At 48.3% G+C, this 19,024-nt stretch carries 17 protein-coding genes and 3 pseudogenes; 8 read left to right on the forward strand and 12 right to left on the reverse strand.

The features are described from left to right. Both BHE85_RS06755 and trmL read left to right on the forward strand, forming a co-directional pair. Positions 1 to 153 (forward strand): annotated as a pseudogene (locus BHE85_RS06755) (IS110 family transposase); the annotation flags it as partial. Between the two features lie 165 nt (positions 154 to 318). Further along, the gene (gene trmL / locus BHE85_RS06760) at positions 319 to 792 is read left to right on the forward strand and encodes a tRNA (uridine(34)/cytosine(34)/5-carboxymethylaminomethyluridine(34)-2'-O)-methyltransferase TrmL (protein WP_000932346.1); all 474 of its coding nucleotides are present in this window, start codon (positions 319 to 321) and stop codon (positions 790 to 792) included. A gap of 52 nt (positions 793 to 844) precedes the next feature. Here trmL and cysE read toward each other — a convergent pair whose 3' ends face one another. The 5 genes and pseudogenes from cysE to BHE85_RS06785 form a co-directional block, all read right to left on the reverse strand. Further along, on the reverse strand, positions 845 to 1,666 hold the full coding sequence (gene cysE, locus BHE85_RS06765; RefSeq protein ID WP_001277561.1) for a serine O-acetyltransferase: 822 nt from the start codon (positions 1,664 to 1,666) through the stop codon (positions 845 to 847). 79 nt (positions 1,667 to 1,745) lie between these two features. After that, positions 1,746 to 2,764: pseudogene (gene gpsA / locus BHE85_RS06770) on the reverse strand (NAD(P)H-dependent glycerol-3-phosphate dehydrogenase). Then, positions 2,764 to 3,231 (reverse strand): protein-export chaperone SecB, encoded by a 468-nt coding sequence (gene secB, locus BHE85_RS06775; RefSeq protein ID WP_000003377.1) that lies wholly within the window; start codon positions 3,229 to 3,231, stop codon positions 2,764 to 2,766. Before secB ends, gpsA begins: the two are co-directional and overlap by 1 nt. A gap of 62 nt (positions 3,232 to 3,293) precedes the next feature. Continuing rightward, positions 3,294 to 3,545: a glutaredoxin 3 gene (grxC, locus tag BHE85_RS06780; RefSeq protein ID WP_000024392.1), complete on the reverse strand. Its 252-nt coding sequence runs from the start codon at positions 3,543 to 3,545 to the stop codon at positions 3,294 to 3,296. Positions 3,546 to 3,686: 141 nt separating this feature from the next. After that, on the reverse strand, positions 3,687 to 4,118 hold the full coding sequence (locus BHE85_RS06785; protein ID WP_001156181.1) for a rhodanese-like domain-containing protein: 432 nt from the start codon (positions 4,116 to 4,118) through the stop codon (positions 3,687 to 3,689). A 244-nt stretch (positions 4,119 to 4,362) separates the two neighbouring features. Here BHE85_RS06785 and gpmM point away from each other — a divergent pair, with 244 nt between their 5' ends. The 3 genes from gpmM to BHE85_RS06805 are packed head-to-tail and all read left to right on the forward strand — an operon-like array spanning position 4,363 to position 8,163. Further along, positions 4,363 to 5,907 carry a 2,3-bisphosphoglycerate-independent phosphoglycerate mutase gene (gene gpmM / locus BHE85_RS06795; RefSeq protein WP_000116565.1) on the forward strand — a complete coding sequence of 515 codons (1,545 nt, stop codon included), beginning with the start codon at positions 4,363 to 4,365 and terminating at the stop codon, positions 5,905 to 5,907. 33 nt (positions 5,908 to 5,940) lie between these two features. Beyond that, on the forward strand, positions 5,941 to 7,200 hold the full coding sequence (gene envC / locus BHE85_RS06800; protein WP_005055324.1) for a murein hydrolase activator EnvC: 1,260 nt from the start codon (positions 5,941 to 5,943) through the stop codon (positions 7,198 to 7,200). A gap of 3 nt (positions 7,201 to 7,203) precedes the next feature. Then, positions 7,204 to 8,163 (forward strand): divergent polysaccharide deacetylase family protein, encoded by a 960-nt coding sequence (locus BHE85_RS06805; protein ID WP_000483851.1) that lies wholly within the window; start codon positions 7,204 to 7,206, stop codon positions 8,161 to 8,163. Here BHE85_RS06805 and BHE85_RS06810 read toward each other — a convergent pair. The 3 genes from BHE85_RS06810 to kbl form a co-directional block, all read right to left on the reverse strand. Next, positions 8,150 to 9,079: a glycosyltransferase gene (locus tag BHE85_RS06810; RefSeq protein ID WP_226342165.1), complete on the reverse strand. Its 930-nt coding sequence runs from the start codon at positions 9,077 to 9,079 to the stop codon at positions 8,150 to 8,152. The genes BHE85_RS06805 and BHE85_RS06810 overlap by 14 nt on opposite strands. A gap of 343 nt (positions 9,080 to 9,422) precedes the next feature. After that, on the reverse strand, positions 9,423 to 10,448 hold the full coding sequence (tdh, locus tag BHE85_RS06815; RefSeq protein WP_000646014.1) for an L-threonine 3-dehydrogenase: 1,026 nt from the start codon (positions 10,446 to 10,448) through the stop codon (positions 9,423 to 9,425). Positions 10,449 to 10,457: 9 nt separating this feature from the next. Then, positions 10,458 to 11,654 carry a glycine C-acetyltransferase gene (gene kbl, locus BHE85_RS06820; protein ID WP_001213834.1) on the reverse strand — a complete coding sequence of 399 codons (1,197 nt, stop codon included), beginning with the start codon at positions 11,652 to 11,654 and terminating at the stop codon, positions 10,458 to 10,460. Positions 11,655 to 11,867: 213 nt separating this feature from the next. Here kbl and rfaD point away from each other — a divergent pair. The 3 genes and pseudogenes from rfaD (at position 11,868) to rfaC (ending at position 14,839) form a co-directional block, all read left to right on the forward strand. Continuing rightward, positions 11,868 to 12,799: pseudogene (gene rfaD, locus BHE85_RS06825) on the forward strand (ADP-glyceromanno-heptose 6-epimerase). A 9-nt stretch (positions 12,800 to 12,808) separates the two neighbouring features. Continuing rightward, positions 12,809 to 13,855, forward strand: a complete 1,047-nt coding sequence (rfaF, locus tag BHE85_RS06830; protein WP_000699231.1) for an ADP-heptose--LPS heptosyltransferase RfaF — start codon at positions 12,809 to 12,811, stop codon at positions 13,853 to 13,855. A 3-nt stretch (positions 13,856 to 13,858) separates the two neighbouring features. Next, positions 13,859 to 14,839 (forward strand): lipopolysaccharide heptosyltransferase RfaC, encoded by a 981-nt coding sequence (gene rfaC, locus BHE85_RS06835; protein WP_001264567.1) that lies wholly within the window; start codon positions 13,859 to 13,861, stop codon positions 14,837 to 14,839. 69 nt (positions 14,840 to 14,908) lie between these two features. Here rfaC and BHE85_RS06840 read toward each other — a convergent pair whose 3' ends face one another. The 4 genes from BHE85_RS06840 to rfaY form a co-directional block, all read right to left on the reverse strand. Continuing rightward, positions 14,909 to 16,162 (reverse strand): O-antigen ligase family protein, encoded by a 1,254-nt coding sequence (locus tag BHE85_RS06840; RefSeq protein WP_005009053.1) that lies wholly within the window; start codon positions 16,160 to 16,162, stop codon positions 14,909 to 14,911. 45 nt (positions 16,163 to 16,207) lie between these two features. Further along, the gene (locus BHE85_RS06845; RefSeq protein ID WP_000064020.1) at positions 16,208 to 17,191 is read right to left on the reverse strand and encodes a glycosyltransferase family 2 protein; all 984 of its coding nucleotides are present in this window, start codon (positions 17,189 to 17,191) and stop codon (positions 16,208 to 16,210) included. An 84-nt stretch (positions 17,192 to 17,275) separates the two neighbouring features. Further along, positions 17,276 to 18,301 (reverse strand): UDP-galactose--(galactosyl) LPS alpha1,2-galactosyltransferase, encoded by a 1,026-nt coding sequence (locus BHE85_RS06850; protein ID WP_000364784.1) that lies wholly within the window; start codon positions 18,299 to 18,301, stop codon positions 17,276 to 17,278. 25 nt (positions 18,302 to 18,326) lie between these two features. Further along, positions 18,327 to 19,019: a lipopolysaccharide core heptose(II) kinase RfaY gene (rfaY, locus tag BHE85_RS06855; protein WP_000633078.1), complete on the reverse strand. Its 693-nt coding sequence runs from the start codon at positions 19,017 to 19,019 to the stop codon at positions 18,327 to 18,329. Between the last annotated feature and the right edge of the window lie 5 nt (positions 19,020 to 19,024).

The following is a 19,024-nucleotide window of genomic DNA, read 5'->3' on the forward strand; positions in this document are numbered from 1 at the left end:
CTCAGGGATCCGCTCTCCAGGGCTTACTACACCCGCAAAATGAGTCAGGGAAAACGACACAATCAGGCGCTTATCGCCCTGGCGAGACGACGCTGCGACATTCTGTTCGCCATGATGCGCGACGGGACTTTTTATACCCCGCAGGGGTCATAACATGCTTGACAACTTAATAGGGGCACCCCCCTAACCCTCTCCCTCAGGGAGCTGTCTCTTGATCAGATCTCCTGATCAAGAGACAGGGGGAGGGCCGGGGTGAGGGGAAAAGGCCGCACGGTTCACCAATTTTCTGCTATCCTGCCCCCGCACTAAGGGGGCAGTATGCTAAACATCGTACTTTACGAACCAGAAATTCCGCCAAATACTGGCAACATCATCCGTCTTTGCGCTAATACCGGCTTTCGTCTGCATATCATCGAACCGATGGGATTTGCCTGGGACGATAAGCGCCTGCGCCGCGCGGGGCTGGACTATCACGAGTTTACCGCCGTTACGCGTCATCATGACTATCGCGCGTTCCTCGAAGCAGAAAATCCCCAGCGCCTGTTTGCCCTCACCACGAAAGGTACGCCTGCTCACAGCGCCGTAAGCTATCAGGATGGCGATTATCTGATGTTCGGCCCGGAAACACGCGGCCTGCCAGCGAGCATTCTTGATGCCCTGCCCGCTGAACAAAAAATTCGCATTCCGATGGTGCCGGACAGCCGCAGCATGAATCTGTCCAATGCGGTGTCGGTAGTGGTGTATGAAGCCTGGCGGCAGCTGGGATATCCGGGAGCGTTGTTGAGAGATTAGTTACTGTATGCCGGATAGATGATTACATCGCATCCGGCACGATCACAGGACATTAGATCCCATCCCCATACTCAAATGTATGGTTAATACCGTTGAAATGCTGGTCCATATCCATTGATGGCTTATCGCTGTCTGGTTTACCGACAATACGAGCCGGAACGCCAGCGGCGGTTGTATGCGGCGGCACCGGTTGCAGCACCACGGAACCTGCGCCAATCTTCGCGCCGCGACCAACTTCAATATTGCCGAGGATTTTCGCGCCCGCGCCAATCATCACACCTTCACGAATTTTCGGGTGACGGTCACCACCAGATTTACCCGTACCGCCAAGCGTCACAGATTGCAGAATCGATACGTCGTTTTCAATTACCGCCGTTTCACCCACAACGATGCCCGTGGCGTGGTCGAGCATAATGCCACGGCCAATTTTTGCTGCCGGGTGAATATCGACCTGGAACGTCACAGAAACCTGGTTTTGCAGAAAGATTGCCAATGCGCGACGCCCCTGATTCCACAACCAGTGACCGATGCGATAGGCCTGCAAGGCATGAAAACCCTTCAGGTATAACAACGGGGTTGAGTATTTATCGACTGCCGGGTCGCGGGTACGCACCGCCTGAATATCACAGGCCGCAGAGGCGATCATTTCCGGGTCAGCGGCGTAGGCTTCTTCCACCACTTCACGGATAGCAATAGCAGGCATAATTGGCGATGACAGCTTGTTCGCCAGCATGTAGCTCAGTGCACTACCAAGGTTTTCGTGCTTGAGTAGCGTCGCGTGGTAAAAACTGGCCAGCATTGGCTCACAGTCCGCCAGCGTTCTGGCTTCGGCTTTAATATTGTTCCAGACAATTTCCAGTTCTTCACACGACATTACTTACTCCACACGATGAGATAATGACCGGCCCGTTCTGCGCGGGCCGGGTCATAGCGGTAACAAAGGTTCCCTGGGGTTAGTGGCTGCTGCGCTCGTCCTTGCGTGCACGACCTAATAACGTCAATGCTGCCTCGCGCGCGTTTTTTCCGCAATATAATACTTGATAAATTTCCTCGGTTATTGGCATTTCTACGCCGAAGCGATGCGCCAGTTCGCGGACTTCTTTCGTATTGCGGTAGCCTTCCACCACCTGACCAATCTTCTCCTGCGCGCTTTGTACATCCATGCCCTGACCGAGCATCATGCCAAAACGGCGGTTACGCGACTGGTTGTCGGTACAGGTAAGCACAAGATCGCCCAGCCCCGCCATGCCCATAAAGGTGGCAGGCTCGGCACCCAGCGCCGCGCCAAGACGCGACATTTCAGCCAGCCCACGGGTGATCAGTGCCGTACGCGCATTCGCACCAAAACCGATACCGTCGGACATCCCCGCGCCAATGGCAATGACGTTTTTCACCGCACCGCCAAGCTGCACACCGATGAAATCCGGGTTGCTGTAAACGCGGAAACTTTTGCCACAGTGCAGCAATTGTTGGAGATCATCGGCAAAGGTCTGGTCGGTAGAGGCCAACGAAATAGCCGTCGGTAAACCTGCCGCCAGTTCTTTCGCAAACGTTGGGCCAGAGATAACCGCCAGCGGAATTTGATCGCCTAAGGCCTCACGCGCCACGTCCTGTAACAGACGTCCGGTTTCCGCTTCCAGCCCTTTGGTCGCCCACACCAGACGCGCATCAGGACGCATCAGCGGTTTAATCTGGCGCAGCACTTCACCAAAGACATGGCTGGGTACGACGACGAGAATATTACGGCTGGCTGCCAGCGCAGTGGCGAGATCGCTTTCAAGATGGAGCGTATCGGGAAAAGGCACATCGGGGAGAAACGCGGCGTTACAGCGGTCGCGTTCAAGCGTTGCGATATGTTCAGGGTCATGGCCCCAGAGGACAACCTCGTGGCCATTTCTTGCCAGGGTAATGGCAAGAGCGTGCCGTACGAGCCGGCACCGATCACAGTCATTGAAGCATTACGTTGGTTCATCAGGCATCCTGATGTTCTTCAGTACCTTCGCCAGCCTGCTGCTGCAAATAGTTCATGAACAGCGCATCGAAGTTAACCGGCGCAAGGTTCAGTTGCGGGAATGTACCGCGGGATACCATGCTGGTGATGCACTCACGAGCATACGGGAACAGAATGTTCGGGCAGTATGCGCCCAGGCAATGTGCCATCTGGGTGCCTTCGATACCCGCGATGGAGAAAATACCGCCCTGCTGAACTTCACACAGGAACGCGGTTTCTTCGCCCAGGGAGGCCGTTACGGTAACACGCAGTACCACTTCGTATACGTCATCTGCCAGTTGGGAAGATGCCGTATCCAGATCAAGTTTAACTTCTGGTTGCCAATCTTTCTGGAAAACGTGCGGCGCGTTCGGCGCTTCGAAAGAGATATCCTTGGTATAAATACGTTGGATCTGGAAAGTCATTTCAGTGTTGTTTTGTTCTGACATGTGTAGAAAACCCTTAAGTGTTGTCCTTAAATACTGCGCAATGTAATGCCAACGTTCACACGTTATTTCAGCAGGGGATCCAGTCCACCACGTGCATCCAATGCATACAAGTCATCACAGCCGCCAATGTGCTGTGCGTCAATAAAAATCTGGGGAACCGTGGTGCGACCGCTGCGTTTGATCATCTCTTCACGCTTGGCGGCATTGCCATCGATCGGCAACTCCTGAAAACTCACGCCCTTGCTGCTCAGCAGTGCTTTTGCACGATGGCAATACGGGCAGGTTTCTTTGGTATAGATTTCAACATTGGCCATAATTTAGCTCCTGTTTTTTTACCCTGAAATTTCATGTTGCAGGGCGGCTGCAAAATGGAGTGTCCCCAGAAGCTTATAACAATAAGTCGCTGGGGGCCTAATTGCAGCTAACGGCCTGCATCATGAAAGACGACAGGTAAATTATTTGCCGCGCACCAGAGGCAAGTTTTCGCCAGCCCAGCCAGCAACGCCCTCTTTCAGCACGAATACTTGCGCAAAACCAGCTTTCGTCAGCGCGTTTGCAGGCTCCTGGCACTGCATGCCAGAACCGTCTACCACGATAACCGGTTTGTCTTTGTGCTTCTCAAGCTCACCAACATTGTTGGCTTTGATTTCGCTCGGCAACAGATTGATAGAACCTGCGATATGGCCTTTACGGAAGTCATCACGCTGACGTAAATCCACAACCACAGCGTCTTCTTTGTTGATCAGACGCGTAGCTTCACCACGAGTAATCACCTTCACTTTCGAGGTCAGGCTCTTAAACGTAGTCACAAGAACCGCCACCAGTAACGCGATCCAAGCGATACTCAGTATGGGATGACGGCCAACAAATTGCATAATTTCTTGCATGGGGGGTAACAACTCCCGACGTAGTGATTAAAAAAACCAGGAAAGGAGTATACCTGCGCGGTGCGGCAAATACAGCCAGCGCGTTAACTGGAATGCAATTTTGCGGGGCACGACGAAAAAAAAGCGCAAATCTGGCATCGGCTTGCCGCGAGCGGTCGTATATTTTGATCTTCAGAGGCTATTTTATCGATTCAGCTGTAGTAAAATTACGCAAATTTTGACTCTTGAGTATGAGGTTGTCGCAATGTCGGTTTCTAAAAAACCTATGGTACTGGTGATTCTGGATGGCTATGGCTATCGTGAAGAACAGCAGGATAACGCCATTTTTAGTGCTAAAACCCCGGTAATGGATGCACTGTGGGCCAATCGTCCGCATACCCTGATCGACGCTTCCGGTCTGGAAGTCGGTCTGCCTGACCGTCAGATGGGTAACTCCGAAGTAGGCCACGTTAACCTGGGTGCCGGCCGCATCGTGTATCAGGACCTGACTCGTCTGGACGTTGAAATCAAAGATCGCGCTTTCTTTGCTAATCCAGTGCTGACTGGCGCGGTAGATAAAGCGAAAAACGCAGGTAAAGCAGTACACATTATGGGTCTGCTCTCCGCAGGCGGCGTACACAGCCACGAAGATCACATCATGGCGATGGTAGAACTGGCAGCTGAACGCGGCGCAGAAAAAATCTACCTGCACGCATTCCTTGACGGTCGCGACACCCCGCCGCGCAGTGCTGAATCCTCGCTGAAAAAATTTGAAGAGAAATTTGCTGCGCTGGGTAAAGGCCGCGTAGCGTCCATCATTGGTCGTTACTACGCGATGGACCGCGATAACCGTTGGGATCGCGTTGAAAAAGCCTATGACCTGCTGACTCTGGCGCAGGGTGAGTTCCAGGCCGATACTGCCGTTGCTGGTTTGCAGGCAGCTTATGCTCGCGACGAAAACGACGAGTTCGTGAAAGCGACCGTTATTCGTGCAGAAGGTCAGCCAGATGCGGCAATGGAAGACGGCGATGCGCTGATTTTCATGAACTTCCGTGCTGACCGCGCGCGCGAAATCACTCGTGCATTCGTAAACGCAGATTTCGACGGCTTCGCGCGTAAGAAAGTGGTTAACGTCGATTTCGTGATGCTGACCGAATACGCCGCTGACATCAAAACTGCGGTTGCTTACCCACCCGCTTCCCTGGTTAACACCTTCGGCGAGTGGATGGCGAAAAACGACAAAACTCAGTTGCGTATTTCCGAAACCGAAAAATATGCCCACGTTACTTTCTTCTTCAACGGTGGCGTAGAAGAGTCATTCAAAGGCGAAGATCGCATTCTGATCAACTCACCGAAAGTGGCTACCTACGATCTGCAACCGGAAATGAGCTCCGCAGAGCTGACCGAAAAACTGGTTGCGGCCATCAAGAGCGGCAAATACGACACCATTATCTGTAACTATCCGAACGGCGACATGGTAGGTCACACCGGGGTGATGGAAGCGGCGGTTAAAGCGGTTGAAGCACTGGATCACTGCGTGGAAGAAGTCGCGAAAGCGGTTGAGTCCGTGGGTGGACAACTGCTGATCACCGCTGACCACGGTAACGCTGAACAGATGCGCGATCCGGCAACGGGTCAGGCACACACGGCACACACCAACCTGCCAGTTCCGCTGATTTACGTTGGTGATAAGAACGTGAAAGCGGTTGCAGGCGGCAAACTTTCTGACATCGCGCCGACCATGTTGTCGCTGATGGGTATGGAAATCCCGCAAGAGATGACTGGTAAGCCGCTGTTCATCGTGGAATAATCCCTCCCCATGAGGGGAAAGGCGATTAATACCATGACACGGGCCGTGAAACCGCGCAGGTTTGCAATCAGGCCCATCATCTACGCCAGCGTTCTTAGCGCTGGCGTATTGTTGTGCGCCTTTTCCGCCCACGCGGATGAGCGTGACCAACTCAAATCTATTCAGGCCGATATCGCCGCAAAAGAGCGCGCGGTACGCCAAAAGCAACAACAACGCGCAAGCCTGCTCGCACAATTGAAAAAGCAGGAAGAAGCGATCTCTGAAGCCACCCGTAAGCTGCGCGAAACGCAAAACACGCTCAATCAACTCAATAAACAGATTGATGAGATGAACGCGTCGATTGCCAAACTGGAGCAGCAAAAAGCCGCCCAGGAGCGCAGCCTCGCCGCACAACTGGATGCCGCATTCCGTCAGGGCGAGCATACCGGTATTCAGCTAATTCTCAGCGGTGAAGAAAGCCAGTGTGGACAGCGTTTACAGGCTTATTTCGGCTATCTCAACCAGGCGCGACAAGAAACCATTGCCCAGTTGAAGCAAACGCGTGAAGAAGTCGCCATGCAGCGTGCTGAACTGGAAGAGAAACAAAGCGAGCAACAAACGCTGTTATATGAACAGCGCGCCCAACAGGCGAAACTGACTCAGGCTCTGAACGAGCGTAAAAAGACGCTGGCGGGGCTGGAATCTTCCATCCAGCAAGGTCAGCAGCAGCTAAGTGAACTGCGTGCCAACGAATCCCGTCTGCGTAACAGCATTGCCCGTGCGGAAGCCGCGGCGAAAGCGCGTGCTGAACGAGAAGCGCGTGAGGCCCAGGCGGTTCGCGACCGCCAGAAAGAAGCGACGCGCAAAGGCACCACCTACAAACCGACCGAAAGCGAAAAATCGCTGATGTCCCGAACTGGTGGTCTGGGTGCGCCGCGTGGTCAGGCATTCTGGCCAGTTCGCGGGCCGACGCTGCATCGCTATGGCGAGCAGCTACAGGGTGAATTACGCTGGAAAGGGATGGTTATCGGTGCCTCTGAAGGTACTGAAGTTAAAGCAATTGCCGACGGTCGAGTGATTCTGGCTGACTGGCTGCAAGGTTACGGTCTGGTGGTGGTGGTTGAGCACGGTAAAGGCGACATGAGTCTTTACGGCTATAATCAGAGCGCACTGGTGAGCGTTGGTTCGCAGGTTCGCGCGGGCCAGCCAATTGCACTGGTGGGCAGCAGTGGCGGTCAGGGTCGGCCTTCACTCTATTTCGAAATTCGCCGCCAGGGTCAGGCGGTCAATCCACAGCCGTGGTTGGGAAGATAAGTTTTGTTTCCATTTCGTCGTAACGTTCTTGCATTTGCCGCTCTGTTGGCGCTCTCCTCCCCCGTACTTGCTGGCAAACTTGCCATCGTCATTGATGATTTTGGGTATCGCCCGCACAACGAAAACCAGGTGCTGGCGATGCCCTCCGCTATCTCCGTCGCTGTATTACCCGATTCACCGCACGCCAGAGAGATGGCGACCAAAGCGCATAACAGCGGGCACGAAGTGTTGATTCATCTCCCGATGGCACCACTGAGTAAACAGCCGCTGGAGAAAAATACGCTGCGCCCGGAGATGAGCAGCGACGAAATTGAGCGCATTATTCGTAGTGCGGTCAATAACGTGCCCTATGCCGTGGGGATCAACAACCACATGGGTAGCAAGATGACCTCTAACCTGTTTGGTATGCAGAAAGTGATGCAGGCACTGGAGCGTTACAATCTTTACTTCCTCGACAGCGTAACCATCGGTAATACCCAGGCGATGCGCGCCGCGCAAGGTACTGGCGTGAAGGTTATTAAACGGAAGGTGTTCCTCGACGATTCGCAGAACGAAGCGGACATCCGTGTGCAATTTAATCGCGCAATTGATCTGGCGCGTCGCAACGGTTCAACCATTGCCATTGGGCATCCTCACCCTTTAACGGTACGCGTGCTACAACAGATGGTTTATAACCTGCCGCCAGACATTACGCTGGTGAAAGCCAGCAGCTTGCTGAATGAACCGCAGGTTGATACTTCTACACCGCCGAAAAACGCTGTGCCTGATGCACCGCGTAATCCGTTCCGTGGCGTGAAGCTGTGCAAACCGAAGAAACCGATAGAACCTGTTTATGCTAATCGCTTCTTTGAAGTATTAAGCGAAAGCATCAGCCAGAGCACGCTGATCGTTTACTTCCAGCATCAGTGGCAAGGCTGGGGCAAACAGCCCGAAGCGGCGAAGTTTAACGCTAGCGCAAATTAAAGGCGCTACGCGTAATGCGATGGTGCGACCGCGTTTTGTCGCGCCATTGCCATAAGCGGAAAGACCACAGTAACGCCTGGTAACCGACCTTCACGCTGCGCACATTGGTAATCAGGCGCTTATACATACCGGAAGTAAATATCTCGGCAATCATCCGTTGGCGGGTAAGAATATCCGGCTCTTTGCGCACCGCATGGCAAACACGCAATGCTTCGTAAGTTATTTGCTGATGAAATTCCGGATAAATCGTAATTTTGTCGGCATAATTTCGATTTAATTTCTCCAGCAGGCGGGTAATCTTAATATAGTGACGTTGATAATTAAGGTTTTTATTCCCTTGTCTATGCAACCGACTCACTGACGTATTATGCAGATAATATTTATATAATGATTGCTCGGTATATCGCGCACGCAGCGCGTTAAACATGAATTCTGTTGTCCAGACAATATCCTGATGATGTAATCCGGCAATAAATTTAATGTTATTTTTAACAATAACATCACGGCGATAAACCCCCATCCAGACAACGTGAGTCCAACGGCGCGAAGAAAGCCCCATCCGCAGCCAGTCCGGGCCGGTTAATACGCCGGTTGAGCGAAGGCGATCGCTGGGGATGGATTGCCAGGTTTCTCCCGTTTCACGAAAAGACCAGTCAGCGTTGCACTGCGCCACGTCGAGGTCGTCCTCTAACGCCATGGTCATCAGCGTTTCGTACATGGTGGGATAGACCTCATCGTCAGCATCGACAAAAGCGACATATTTGCCCGTCGCCACCTCGATCCCACGATTACGCGCTACCGATGCGCCAGCATTCGCCTGATGCAACAAACGAACGTGCGGATAGTTTTCTGCGTAATGCTTTGCTATTTCAACAGAATTATCCGTTGAACCATCGTTAATAATAATGATTTCCAGAGCAGTCTAGGTTTGCGTAATTAAAGATTCCATACAAGTGCGGAAATCATCGCCCGCATTATATAACGGAATAATAACACTAAGTTTATTGGTGCTGTTCATCATAAATTACCGACGACCTCTGAAGTTATCCTGACGTTTTACAGGCTTTGTATTAAGAAACTATTAAGCCTGTGAGATATTATTTTTACAGGTGAGAGAGTCACTTCAGGGTAGAGAGATAATGAGAACAGCTATATAAGAGATCAGCGCAATTACGAACTCTTTATTACACTGACAGGATTTTACATATTCAACAGATTATCCCCAGATAAAAGGGCTGGAATACCAGCCCTTGTTCGTGTTAATCCCAGCTCAGAATTACTTTCCCGGACTGGCCCGAACGCATAGCGTCAAAGCCCTTCTGGAAATCATCGATAGAGAAACGATGGGTAATGATCGGCGAGAGATCGAGGCCAGACTGAATCAGCGCCGCCATCTTGTACCAGGTTTCAAACATCTCACGACCGTAAATACCTTTAATGAACAAGCCTTTAAAGATCACTTTGGTCCAGTCGATAGACATATCAGACGGCGGAATACCCAGCATCGCAATACGGCCGCCGTGGTTCATGGTGTCAAGCATGGTACGAAACGCTGGCGGCGCACCGGACATTTCCAGACCGACATCAAAGCCTTCGGTCATGCCCAGTTCAGCCATCACATCATTAAGGTTTTCTTTCGCGACGTTAACCGCACGGGTGATACCCATTTTGCGCGCCAGCTCAAGGCGGTATTCGTTAACATCAGTGATCACCACATTGCGTGCACCAACGTGTTTCGCCACCGCCGCAGCCATAATACCTATCGGACCTGCACCAGAGACCAGCACATCCTCGCCAACCAGATCGAACGACAGCGCGGTATGCACGGCGTTACCGAAGGGATCAAAAATGGAAGCCAGGTCGTCGGAGATATTGTCTGGGATTTTGAAGGCGTTGAACGCCGGGATCACCAGATATTCGGCGAAGCAGCCCGGACGGTTAACGCCGACGCCGATCGTGTTGCGGCACAGATGGGTACGACCGCCACGACAGTTGCGACAGTGACCGCAGGTGATATGGCCTTCGCCAGAAACGCGATCGCCGATTTTGAAGCCTTTCACTTCCTGACCAATACCTACCACTTCACCGACATATTCATGGCCTACGACCATCGGCACCGGGATGGTTTTTTGCGACCACTCATCCCAGTTATAGATGTGAACGTCAGTCCCGCAGATGGCTGTTTTACGGATTTTAATCAGCAGATCGTTATGCCCGAGTTCCGGTACAGGGACGTCGGTCATCCAGATGCCCTCTTCCGCTTTCAGTTTGGATAACGCTTTCATCTCACATCCTCAGGCGATAACGCCCAGTTGTTTACCAATACGCGTGAATGCTTCTACTGCACGCGTAATTTGCTCAGGGGTATGCGCCGCAGACATCTGGGTACGAATACGCGCCTGACCTTTCGGAACGACCGGATAGAAGAAACCGGTGACGTAAATGCCCTCTTTTTGCAGCTCTCGGGCAAATTTCTGCGCCACTACCGCATCACCAAGCATGACCGGAATAATGGCGTGATCGGCTCCCGCCAGGGTAAAGCCCGCCGCCGACATTTGCTCACGGAACTGACGCGCGTTCGCCCACAGACGGTCACGCAGTTCGCTGCCCGCTTCGACCATCTCCAGTACTTTGATGGACGCGGCAACAATGGCCGGTGCCAGCGAGTTGGAGAACAGGTACGGACGAGAACGCTGGCGCAGCCACTCAACCACCTCTTTGCGCGCCGCGGTATAACCACCAGAAGCCCCGCCCAGCGCTTTACCAAGCGTACCGGTGATAATATCGACCCGGCCCATCACATCGCAGTATTCATGGGAACCACGACCATTTTCACCGACAAAACCGACCGCGTGGGAGTCATCCACCATCACCAAGGCATCGTATTTATCTGCCAGATCGCAAACGCCTTTCAGGTTGGCAATCACGCCGTCCATTGAGAACACACCATCGGTGGCAATCAGCACATGACGCGCACCGGCTTCACGCGCTTCTTTCAGACGTGCTTCCAGCTCCTGCATATCGTTGTTGGCATAGCGATAGCGTTTAGCTTTGCACAGACGCACACCATCAATAATAGACGCGTGGTTCAGTGCGTCGGAGATAATGGCGTCTTCCGCACCCAGCAGCGTTTCAAACAGTCCACCGTTAGCATCAAAGCAGGAAGAGTAGAGAATCGCATCTTCCATCCCCAGGAATGCCGCCAGTTTTTGTTCAAGCTCTTTATGGCTGTCCTGAGTGCCGCAAATAAAACGCACCGAAGCCATGCCGAAACCGTGAGAATCCATTCCCGCCTTTGCTGCCGCAATCAGATCCGGATGATTCGCCAGCCCGAGATAGTTGTTGGCACAAAAGTTAATGACGTGGCTTCCATCAGCCACAGTGATATCTGCTTGCTGCGCAGACGTAATAATGCGCTCTTCTTTAAACAACCCTTCCGCCCGTGCGGTTTCCAGATCGTTGGTTAACTGCTGATAAAATTCTCCACGCATTGCGATTCTCCAGACAGGGCAAATTCCAGCACATATTACCCAAACTTATACGTCGCGACGAGATGACGCGTTAACACTTCTGCAAAATTCAGGATAAATAACGTCCATCAATCTCACTTTTGGCGAATGGCTGAAGCCAACGCCGTATAGTGATATGATAGAAGTATTCGTGTCTGAGATTGTCTCTGACTCCATAATTCGAAGGTTACAGTTATGATCATCGTTACCGGCGGCGCGGGCTTTATCGGCAGCAACATCGTTAAGGCCCTGAATGATAAAGGCATCACCGATATTCTGGTGGTGGACAACCTGAAAGACGGCACCAAGTTTGTGAACCTGGTGGATCTGGATATCGCGGACTATATGGATAAGGAAGACTTCCTGATCCAGATTATGGCTGGCGAAGAGTTCGGCGATGTCGAAGCGATTTTCCACGAAGGCGCATGCTCTTCCACCACCGAGTGGGACGGCAAGTATATGATGGATAACAACTATCAATACTCCAAGGAGCTGCTGCACTACTGCCTGGAGCGCGAAATCCCGTTCCTGTACGCTTCTTCCGCAGCCACCTACGGCGGACGCACCTCCGACTTTATTGAATCCCGCGAGTACGAAAAACCGTTGAACGTCTACGGTTACTCAAAATTCCTGTTTGATGAATATGTTCGCCAAATCCTGCCTGAAGCGAACTCGCAGATTGTTGGCTTCCGCTATTTCAACGTTTATGGACCGCGTGAAGGCCATAAAGGCAGCATGGCGAGCGTCGCTTTCCATCTCAACACTCAGCTTAACAACGGTGAATCACCGAAGCTGTTTGAAGGTAGCGAGAACTTCAAACGTGACTTCGTCTATGTGGGCGACGTGGCAGATGTAAACCTGTGGTTCCTGGAAAATGGCGTTTCCGGTATCTTCAACCTCGGTACTGGTCGTGCGGAATCCTTCCAGGCCGTAGCAGATGCTACTCTGGCTTATCACAAGAAAGGCCAGATCGAATACATTCCGTTCCCGGATAAGCTGAAAGGCCGCTACCAGGCGTTCACTCAGCAGATCTGACAAATCTGCGCGCGGCGGGTTACGACAAACCGTTCAAAACCGTTGCTGAAGGTGTAACGGAATACATGGCCTGGCTGAATCGCGACGCATAAGAGCTCTGCATGAAAATACTGGTGATCGGCCCGTCTTGGGTTGGCGACATGATGATGTCGCAAAGTCTCTATCGCACGCTCCAGGCGCGCTATCCCCAGGCGATAATCGATGTGATGGCACCGGCATGGTGCCGTCCATTATTATCGCGGATGCCGGAAGTTAACGAAGCTATCCCTATGCCTCTCGGTCACGGAGCGCTGGAAATCGGCGAACGCCGCAAACTGGGTCATAGCCTGCGTGAAAAGCGCTACGACCGCGCCTACGTCTTACCCAACTCCTTCAAATCTGCATTAGTGCCTTTCTTCGCGGGTATTCCTCATCGCACCGGCTGGCGCGGCGAGATGCGCTACGGTTTACTCAACGATGTACGCGTGCTCGATAAAGAAGCCTGGCCGCTAATGGTGGAACGCTATGTCGCGCTGGCCTATGACAAAGGCATTATGCGTACCGCACAAGATCTGCCGCAGCCATTGTTATGGCCGCAGTTGCAGGTGAGCGAAGGTGAAAAATCATATACCTGTAATCAATTTTCGCTTTCATCAGAACGTCCGATGATTGGCTTTTGCCCGGGTGCGGAGTTTGGTCCGGCAAAACGCTGGCCACACTACCACTATGCGGAACTGGCAAAGCAGCTGATTGATGAAGGTTATCAGGTGGTTCTGTTTGGCTCTGCGAAAGATCATGAAGCGGGCAATGAGATTCTTGCCGCTTTGAATACCGAGCAGCAGGCATGGTGTCGGAACCTGGCGGGGGAAACACAGCTTGATCAAGCGGTTATCCTGATTGCAGCCTGTAAAGCCATTGTCACTAACGATTCTGGCCTGATGCACGTTGCGGCGGCGCTCAATCGTCCGCTGGTTGCCCTGTATGGTCCAAGTAGCCCGGACTTCACACCGCCGCTATCCCATAAAGCGCGCGTGATCCGTCTGATTACCGGCTATCACAAAGTGCGTAAAGGTGACGCTGCGGAGGGTTATCACCAGAGCTTGATCGACATTACTCCCCAGCGCGTACTGGAAGAACTCAACACGCTATTGTTACAAGAGGAAGCCTGACGGATGCGGGTTTTGATCGTTAAAACATCGTCGATGGGCGATGTTCTCCATACGTTGCCCGCACTCACTGATGCCCAGCAGGCAATCCCAGGGATTAAGTTTGACTGGGTGGTGGAAGAAGGGTTCGCACAGATTCCTTCCTGGCACGCTGCCGTTGAGCGAGTTATTCCTGTGGCAATACGTCGCTGGCGTAAAGCCTGGTTCTCGGCCCCCATAAAAGCTGAACGCAAAGCGTTTCGTGAAGCGCTACAAGCAGAGAACTATGACGCAGTTATCGACGCTCAGGGGCTGGTAAAAAGCGCGGCACTGGTGACACGTCTGGCGCATGGCGTAAAGCATGGATTGGACTGGCAAACCGCTCGCGAACCTTTAGCCAGCCTGTTTTACAATTGTAAGCATCATATTGCAAAACAGCAGCACGCCGTAGAACGCACCCGCGAACTGTTTGCCAAAAGTTTGGGCTATAGCAAACCGCAAACCCAGGGCGATTATGCTATCGCACAGCATTTTCTGACGAACCTGCCTACAGATGCTGGCGAATATGCCGTATTTCTTCATGCGACGACCCGTGATGATAAACACTGGCCGGAAGAACACTGGCGAGAATTGATTGGTTTACTGGCTGATTCAGGAATACGGATTAAACTTCCGTGGGGCGCGCCGCATGAGGAAGAACGGGCGAAACGACTGGCGGAAGGATTTGATTATGTTGAAGTATTGCCGAAGATGAGTCTGGAAGGCGTTGCCCGCGTGCTGGCCGGGGCTAAATTTGTAGTGTCGGTGGATACGGGGTTAAGCCATTTAACGGCGGCACTGGATAGACCCAATATCACGGTTTATGGACCAACCGATCCGGGATTAATTGGTGGGTATGGGAAGAATCAAATGGTTTGTAGGGCTCCGGGGAATGAGTTGTCTCAATTGACAGCAAATGCTGTTAAGCGATTCATTGAAGAAAACGCTGAAAACGCTGCTATGATTTAAATTACAACCCCTTAATAGATAATTTTGAAATAAAATCAGCCTCCTTGCTGATTTTATTTCATATATTCATTACTTATCTAATAAATATTGGTCTGATTGTGCTTTAAAATAAGCACAAAGCAATATTATGGTGACAAACACAGCAGTCGGAACCGGTTTAGAAAAGAGTATTACATCACTTAGGCCTACTACCAGTAGTGAAAAAAGCAAGATTAAAATATAAGGTTCTTTAGCAGTTCTTAAGGCATATATGAGTATTGCTGAAAATGCTAAAATTGTTAATACAACTCCAGGAATACCACGCGTTGATAACGTATCTATGAGATCGTTATGCAAATGAGAATCTACAAAAGGTAAAGCGCCACTCAATCTAGGCTCTTTTTCTTCTAGCTCATGTATTTTTTCTGCACGTTTTTCCAGTGATTGTCCTATTGGAGAATATGTTTTTAAGCCAACTTCATACATTGCCAGACGGGCACCGACTGAAGTTCTGGTGTTATCATGCGAATAATTAACTAAATCGTTATTTAAGTCATTCATTCTCATAAGCAATGTATCTTTAAAAGAAAATACACCTGCTAATAATGCAATCGCAATAAAACAATATAACTTATAATTAATTCGCTTATTAATATAACTATCCATTACGATTAATATTAACGCAAAGAATGGAAACACTAATATGGCTGCACGCGTCTCAGTTACTATGACAGCACATAAGCTAAGCATGAAGTTAATTGTATATAATGTTGTTTTATGTCTAAAGTCGGATTTTAAAATGAGAATTGATGCCAGTAAAGAAGGAAAAAGGATGATGTAGCCTGCTGTTGTAGCGTGGGAAGCTGATAATGCAACACGGTCGACGTTTAAATAGAAATGTTGCCACATGGCATGCGCAAAAAAAAGTAACTGCGTTGCCAGGGATGCGAACAGAATTAGTTTCCCAAATTTTATTTTTGTTCTCATCTCATTTTTAGCAAAAAGAACTAAGAAAATAAAAGCGCTACACAAGGCAATTTTTCCAGTTTCCATTGGGCCACGATATGCATTGGTATAAACAGAGCCTGAAACTTTATAATGTGAATACCAGATGATATTTACGATACCCAAAAGACATAATGAGATGAAAATTAACAAAGTAGGATTATTAGTTATTGTTTTTTTTGGTGTCGCAAGAAAATACAATGCAGATATAATTCCAGCTGCATGAAGAAACTTTGTTGCAACATCATCCCATAAAGACAAAGTCATTAAAGAAAAAATACATAATATAAGAATTAAAGACTTTATACCAGAATTAATTTCATTCCAACAAAACGACATATAATTTCAACCTATGCTACGAGGATGGGTTATTTAATGCAAGATCTAACGTTTATTCTTTTTTCTATTTACCAGTCTTACCATCCTCCAGAGAATATAATTTTTTGATGCTAATATTTTTGCTCGTCTCTTATCTCTCTTGCCAGGAAGATTACAATATCTTAATTCTTTTTCATTGCTTTCAACTAATTGATTCAATAGTTTAAAATCACCATTAAGTAGAACATTCCATAAATAACGAGTTTTATGATAAGCTCTATTTTGACTCAATAATGTATGAATTTCTTCTTTCCGGTTACCTTTGTATAACTGCATCACAGAAGAGTAGATTCTTTCGTGCGCAAATGACTCATGTCGATAATGAGTGATGGTTCTACATGAGTTCATTAAGGAATTTTCTCTATAGTTATGCTTATACATATAATATGGAACCGCATACATATCGCATGTAATTAGCAGTCGATAGATAAAATCAAGATCTTCTCCTAGTCGTAAATCTTCATCAAAAAAAAGATTATTCTCTTCCAGAAGTTGTTTTCTTATAAACAAGCACCCTATATGGAATCTAACCTTTTTATAAAAAAAGTCGAAAAGTAAAGATCCTTCATTAAACTCTGTATTTATAGGTGAGTAAGTAACACCATCTTTTATATAATGGCCATAAAGCCCACAATAAATCGCATCCCCTCCCGTCTCATGTTGTCTGGTATACATCTTCAGCAGATAGTTAGGATCTATCTCATCATCATCATCCATAAAACATATAAACTGTCCTTGCGCCTTGCGGATACCTGTATTCCTGGCAGACGAAACACCGCCATTTTCTTTATTGACAATAATTAATCGAGAGTGGGTTAACCCATACTCTCTCAAAACGTTTGATGTGTTATCTTTAGAACCATCATTAACAATAACAATTTCAAAATTTGGGTAAGTTTGTTTTTCTAATTTCGTTAGAGTTTCAGTAATGTAATCAGATGAATTATACGTCGGTATTATTATAGATACTAAAGGGTAATCATTGCTCATCGTGTTCTCTTGCCTGAACTAATAAAATATGATAGTACTCATCCTTAATTATTATTGTAACTCAGACATCCATGATTTTTATTATTATCCAAATAGTTTTCTTTTATACTTATTTAATTTAAATTTAATGAAGTAAATAAAAGCGTTAAACGTATCACCATTTTTCTTTGCATGTTGATATTTCACTTGATACTGCTTTTCATTCGTGGCTGGAATAAACGCCACATCATTCCAGCAAGAAGCCTGATAAGCCTCATTAAAATACTTCTGGCAGGGATAATTCGTCCAGTCGTTCCAGGGCTTCGTTACGCCAACATAATGAATCAGCTTAGTATCATCGGTAATGGTCTTTTTATAATCTTCATCGCTTTTATTTTTTAACTCATAGTCAATGCCATAAAAGCAATCATAATCGCCGCTAATAAAATTACAATGACCAAAGAACAGAATATTTAAAATATCCTGATCAAGGCATTTATACTTCGTGTGCTGCGGGTCACTTGCCAGCATAGCAATGGCTTTATTCATAAAATCATTTTTCGCCCATGCTTCAAGCTGCAGATATACTACACCGGCGTTGAAATAATTCCCTGGAAGTCCCTCTATAGCCAGACGCTTCGCTGGTTTTTCCTGCATAAAAGGCACATCTTTAATAACAGCTGCGAACTTATCCTCATCAAAATTAATATCAAGCAATCCAGCTAATGAGCCTTTACAGATGACATCAGCATCGATATATAACAGATTTTCAATAGTTTCACTCAAATACTGGAACGCAACTAAACGGAAGAATGTTGCATAAGACCACTGTTTCAGGCTGGGGAAGATATCAATAAAGGCATTGGAGACTTTATAAATTATTACTTCAACGTTAGCATTTTTGCTGGTAAAAGCATTAACACGTTGTAGATAATCTTCATCAATGTAGTCGGTAAAGAGATGAAACTTAACCGCAAGGTCCGGGTTATGCATAACAACTGATTGCATAGATACTGCCGCACCAAATAAAAAGTTACGGTCAATACCGTAAGCGATATTTAACACACGATCGGTGTTAGCAATTTCCCCAGAGACAGCGACTTCAGTAATACTCTCTGCTAATAAATCCATGTTGGTTCCGTTTTGACTGTGTGGTTTACGCTTTGCCTTTTAATTTTTTAATAAATTTGCGTAGTTTGGTTCTGTAGATTACTGAATAGTAGCCATAATCTTTTATTTCGTTGGCAATACCCAGGTGACGTTCCATGGCCAGACGATCACGAGCTTTACGCTCTGCCGTACAGCTTTTACCGGATAGGTCAATTATCCTGACACCATCTTTACTAACGATAAAGTTACCCCGGTGTGGGTCGCCCGATAGCATATTTAAGGCATGCAATTTTTCCATCGAAGCCTTAATTTCTGCTTTAACATTTTCTGGAATAATCGGCATATCATTGAGCTCTACGCCCTCGACATACTCGATAAGCATGATAAAAACACTGGCATAGTTGAAAATTTTACGCTCAGCCAGAAAATAAAAATCATTAGGAAAAGTAAGACCTGCACTTCTGACACGATCGGTTTCAACGATCAAATTCTGATAGTAGTCACCTTTTACAAAAGATTTTAAAAAACGTTCATTCCTTTTCGTTTTCGGAGCAAAGACTTTAAAAACATAGCGACCATATTTCGTATCAATCAACGATACTTTGGTATCATCAATATTACATAATACTTTTACTGTTTTAAAATTATAGGCCAGTATTTCATCAAAGATTTCTTTATATTTATTATCATTATCTTTGTAATAAAATGAGAAGCCGCGATAACGTATACTTGTAATCATAAGAG

Origin of the sequence: Shigella sp. FC1567, from assembly GCF_001743015.1 — a bacterium.
GTDB classification, from domain to species: domain Bacteria; phylum Pseudomonadota; class Gammaproteobacteria; order Enterobacterales; family Enterobacteriaceae; genus Escherichia; species Escherichia coli.

Bases quoted from the DNA above. Each gene is read 5' to 3' on its own strand.
- secB (WP_000003377.1), bottom strand. From the start codon at position 3,231: ATGTCAGAACAAAACAACACTGAAATGACTTTCCAGATCCAACGTATT.
- rfaC (WP_001264567.1), top strand. From the start codon at position 13,859: ATGCGGGTTTTGATCGTTAAAACATCGTCGATGGGCGATGTTCTCCAT.
- kbl (WP_001213834.1), bottom strand. From the start codon at position 11,654: ATGCGTGGAGAATTTTATCAGCAGTTAACCAACGATCTGGAAACCGCA.
- BHE85_RS06850 (WP_000364784.1), bottom strand. From the start codon at position 18,301: ATGGATTTATTAGCAGAGAGTATTACTGAAGTCGCTGTCTCTGGGGAA.
- cysE (WP_001277561.1), bottom strand. From the start codon at position 1,666: ATGTCGTGTGAAGAACTGGAAATTGTCTGGAACAATATTAAAGCCGAA.
- tdh (WP_000646014.1), bottom strand. From the start codon at position 10,448: ATGAAAGCGTTATCCAAACTGAAAGCGGAAGAGGGCATCTGGATGACC.
- rfaY (WP_000633078.1), bottom strand. From the start codon at position 19,019: ATGATTACAAGTATACGTTATCGCGGCTTCTCATTTTATTACAAAGAT.
- trmL (WP_000932346.1), top strand. From the start codon at position 319: ATGCTAAACATCGTACTTTACGAACCAGAAATTCCGCCAAATACTGGC.
- BHE85_RS06785 (WP_001156181.1), bottom strand. From the start codon at position 4,118: ATGCAAGAAATTATGCAATTTGTTGGCCGTCATCCCATACTGAGTATC.
- rfaF (WP_000699231.1), top strand. From the start codon at position 12,809: ATGAAAATACTGGTGATCGGCCCGTCTTGGGTTGGCGACATGATGATG.
- BHE85_RS06840 (WP_005009053.1), bottom strand. From the start codon at position 16,162: ATGTCGTTTTGTTGGAATGAAATTAATTCTGGTATAAAGTCTTTAATT.
- gpmM (WP_000116565.1), top strand. From the start codon at position 4,363: ATGTCGGTTTCTAAAAAACCTATGGTACTGGTGATTCTGGATGGCTAT.
- BHE85_RS06845 (WP_000064020.1), bottom strand. From the start codon at position 17,191: ATGAGCAATGATTACCCTTTAGTATCTATAATAATACCGACGTATAAT.
- envC (WP_005055324.1), top strand. From the start codon at position 5,941: ATGACACGGGCCGTGAAACCGCGCAGGTTTGCAATCAGGCCCATCATC.
- grxC (WP_000024392.1), bottom strand. From the start codon at position 3,545: ATGGCCAATGTTGAAATCTATACCAAAGAAACCTGCCCGTATTGCCAT.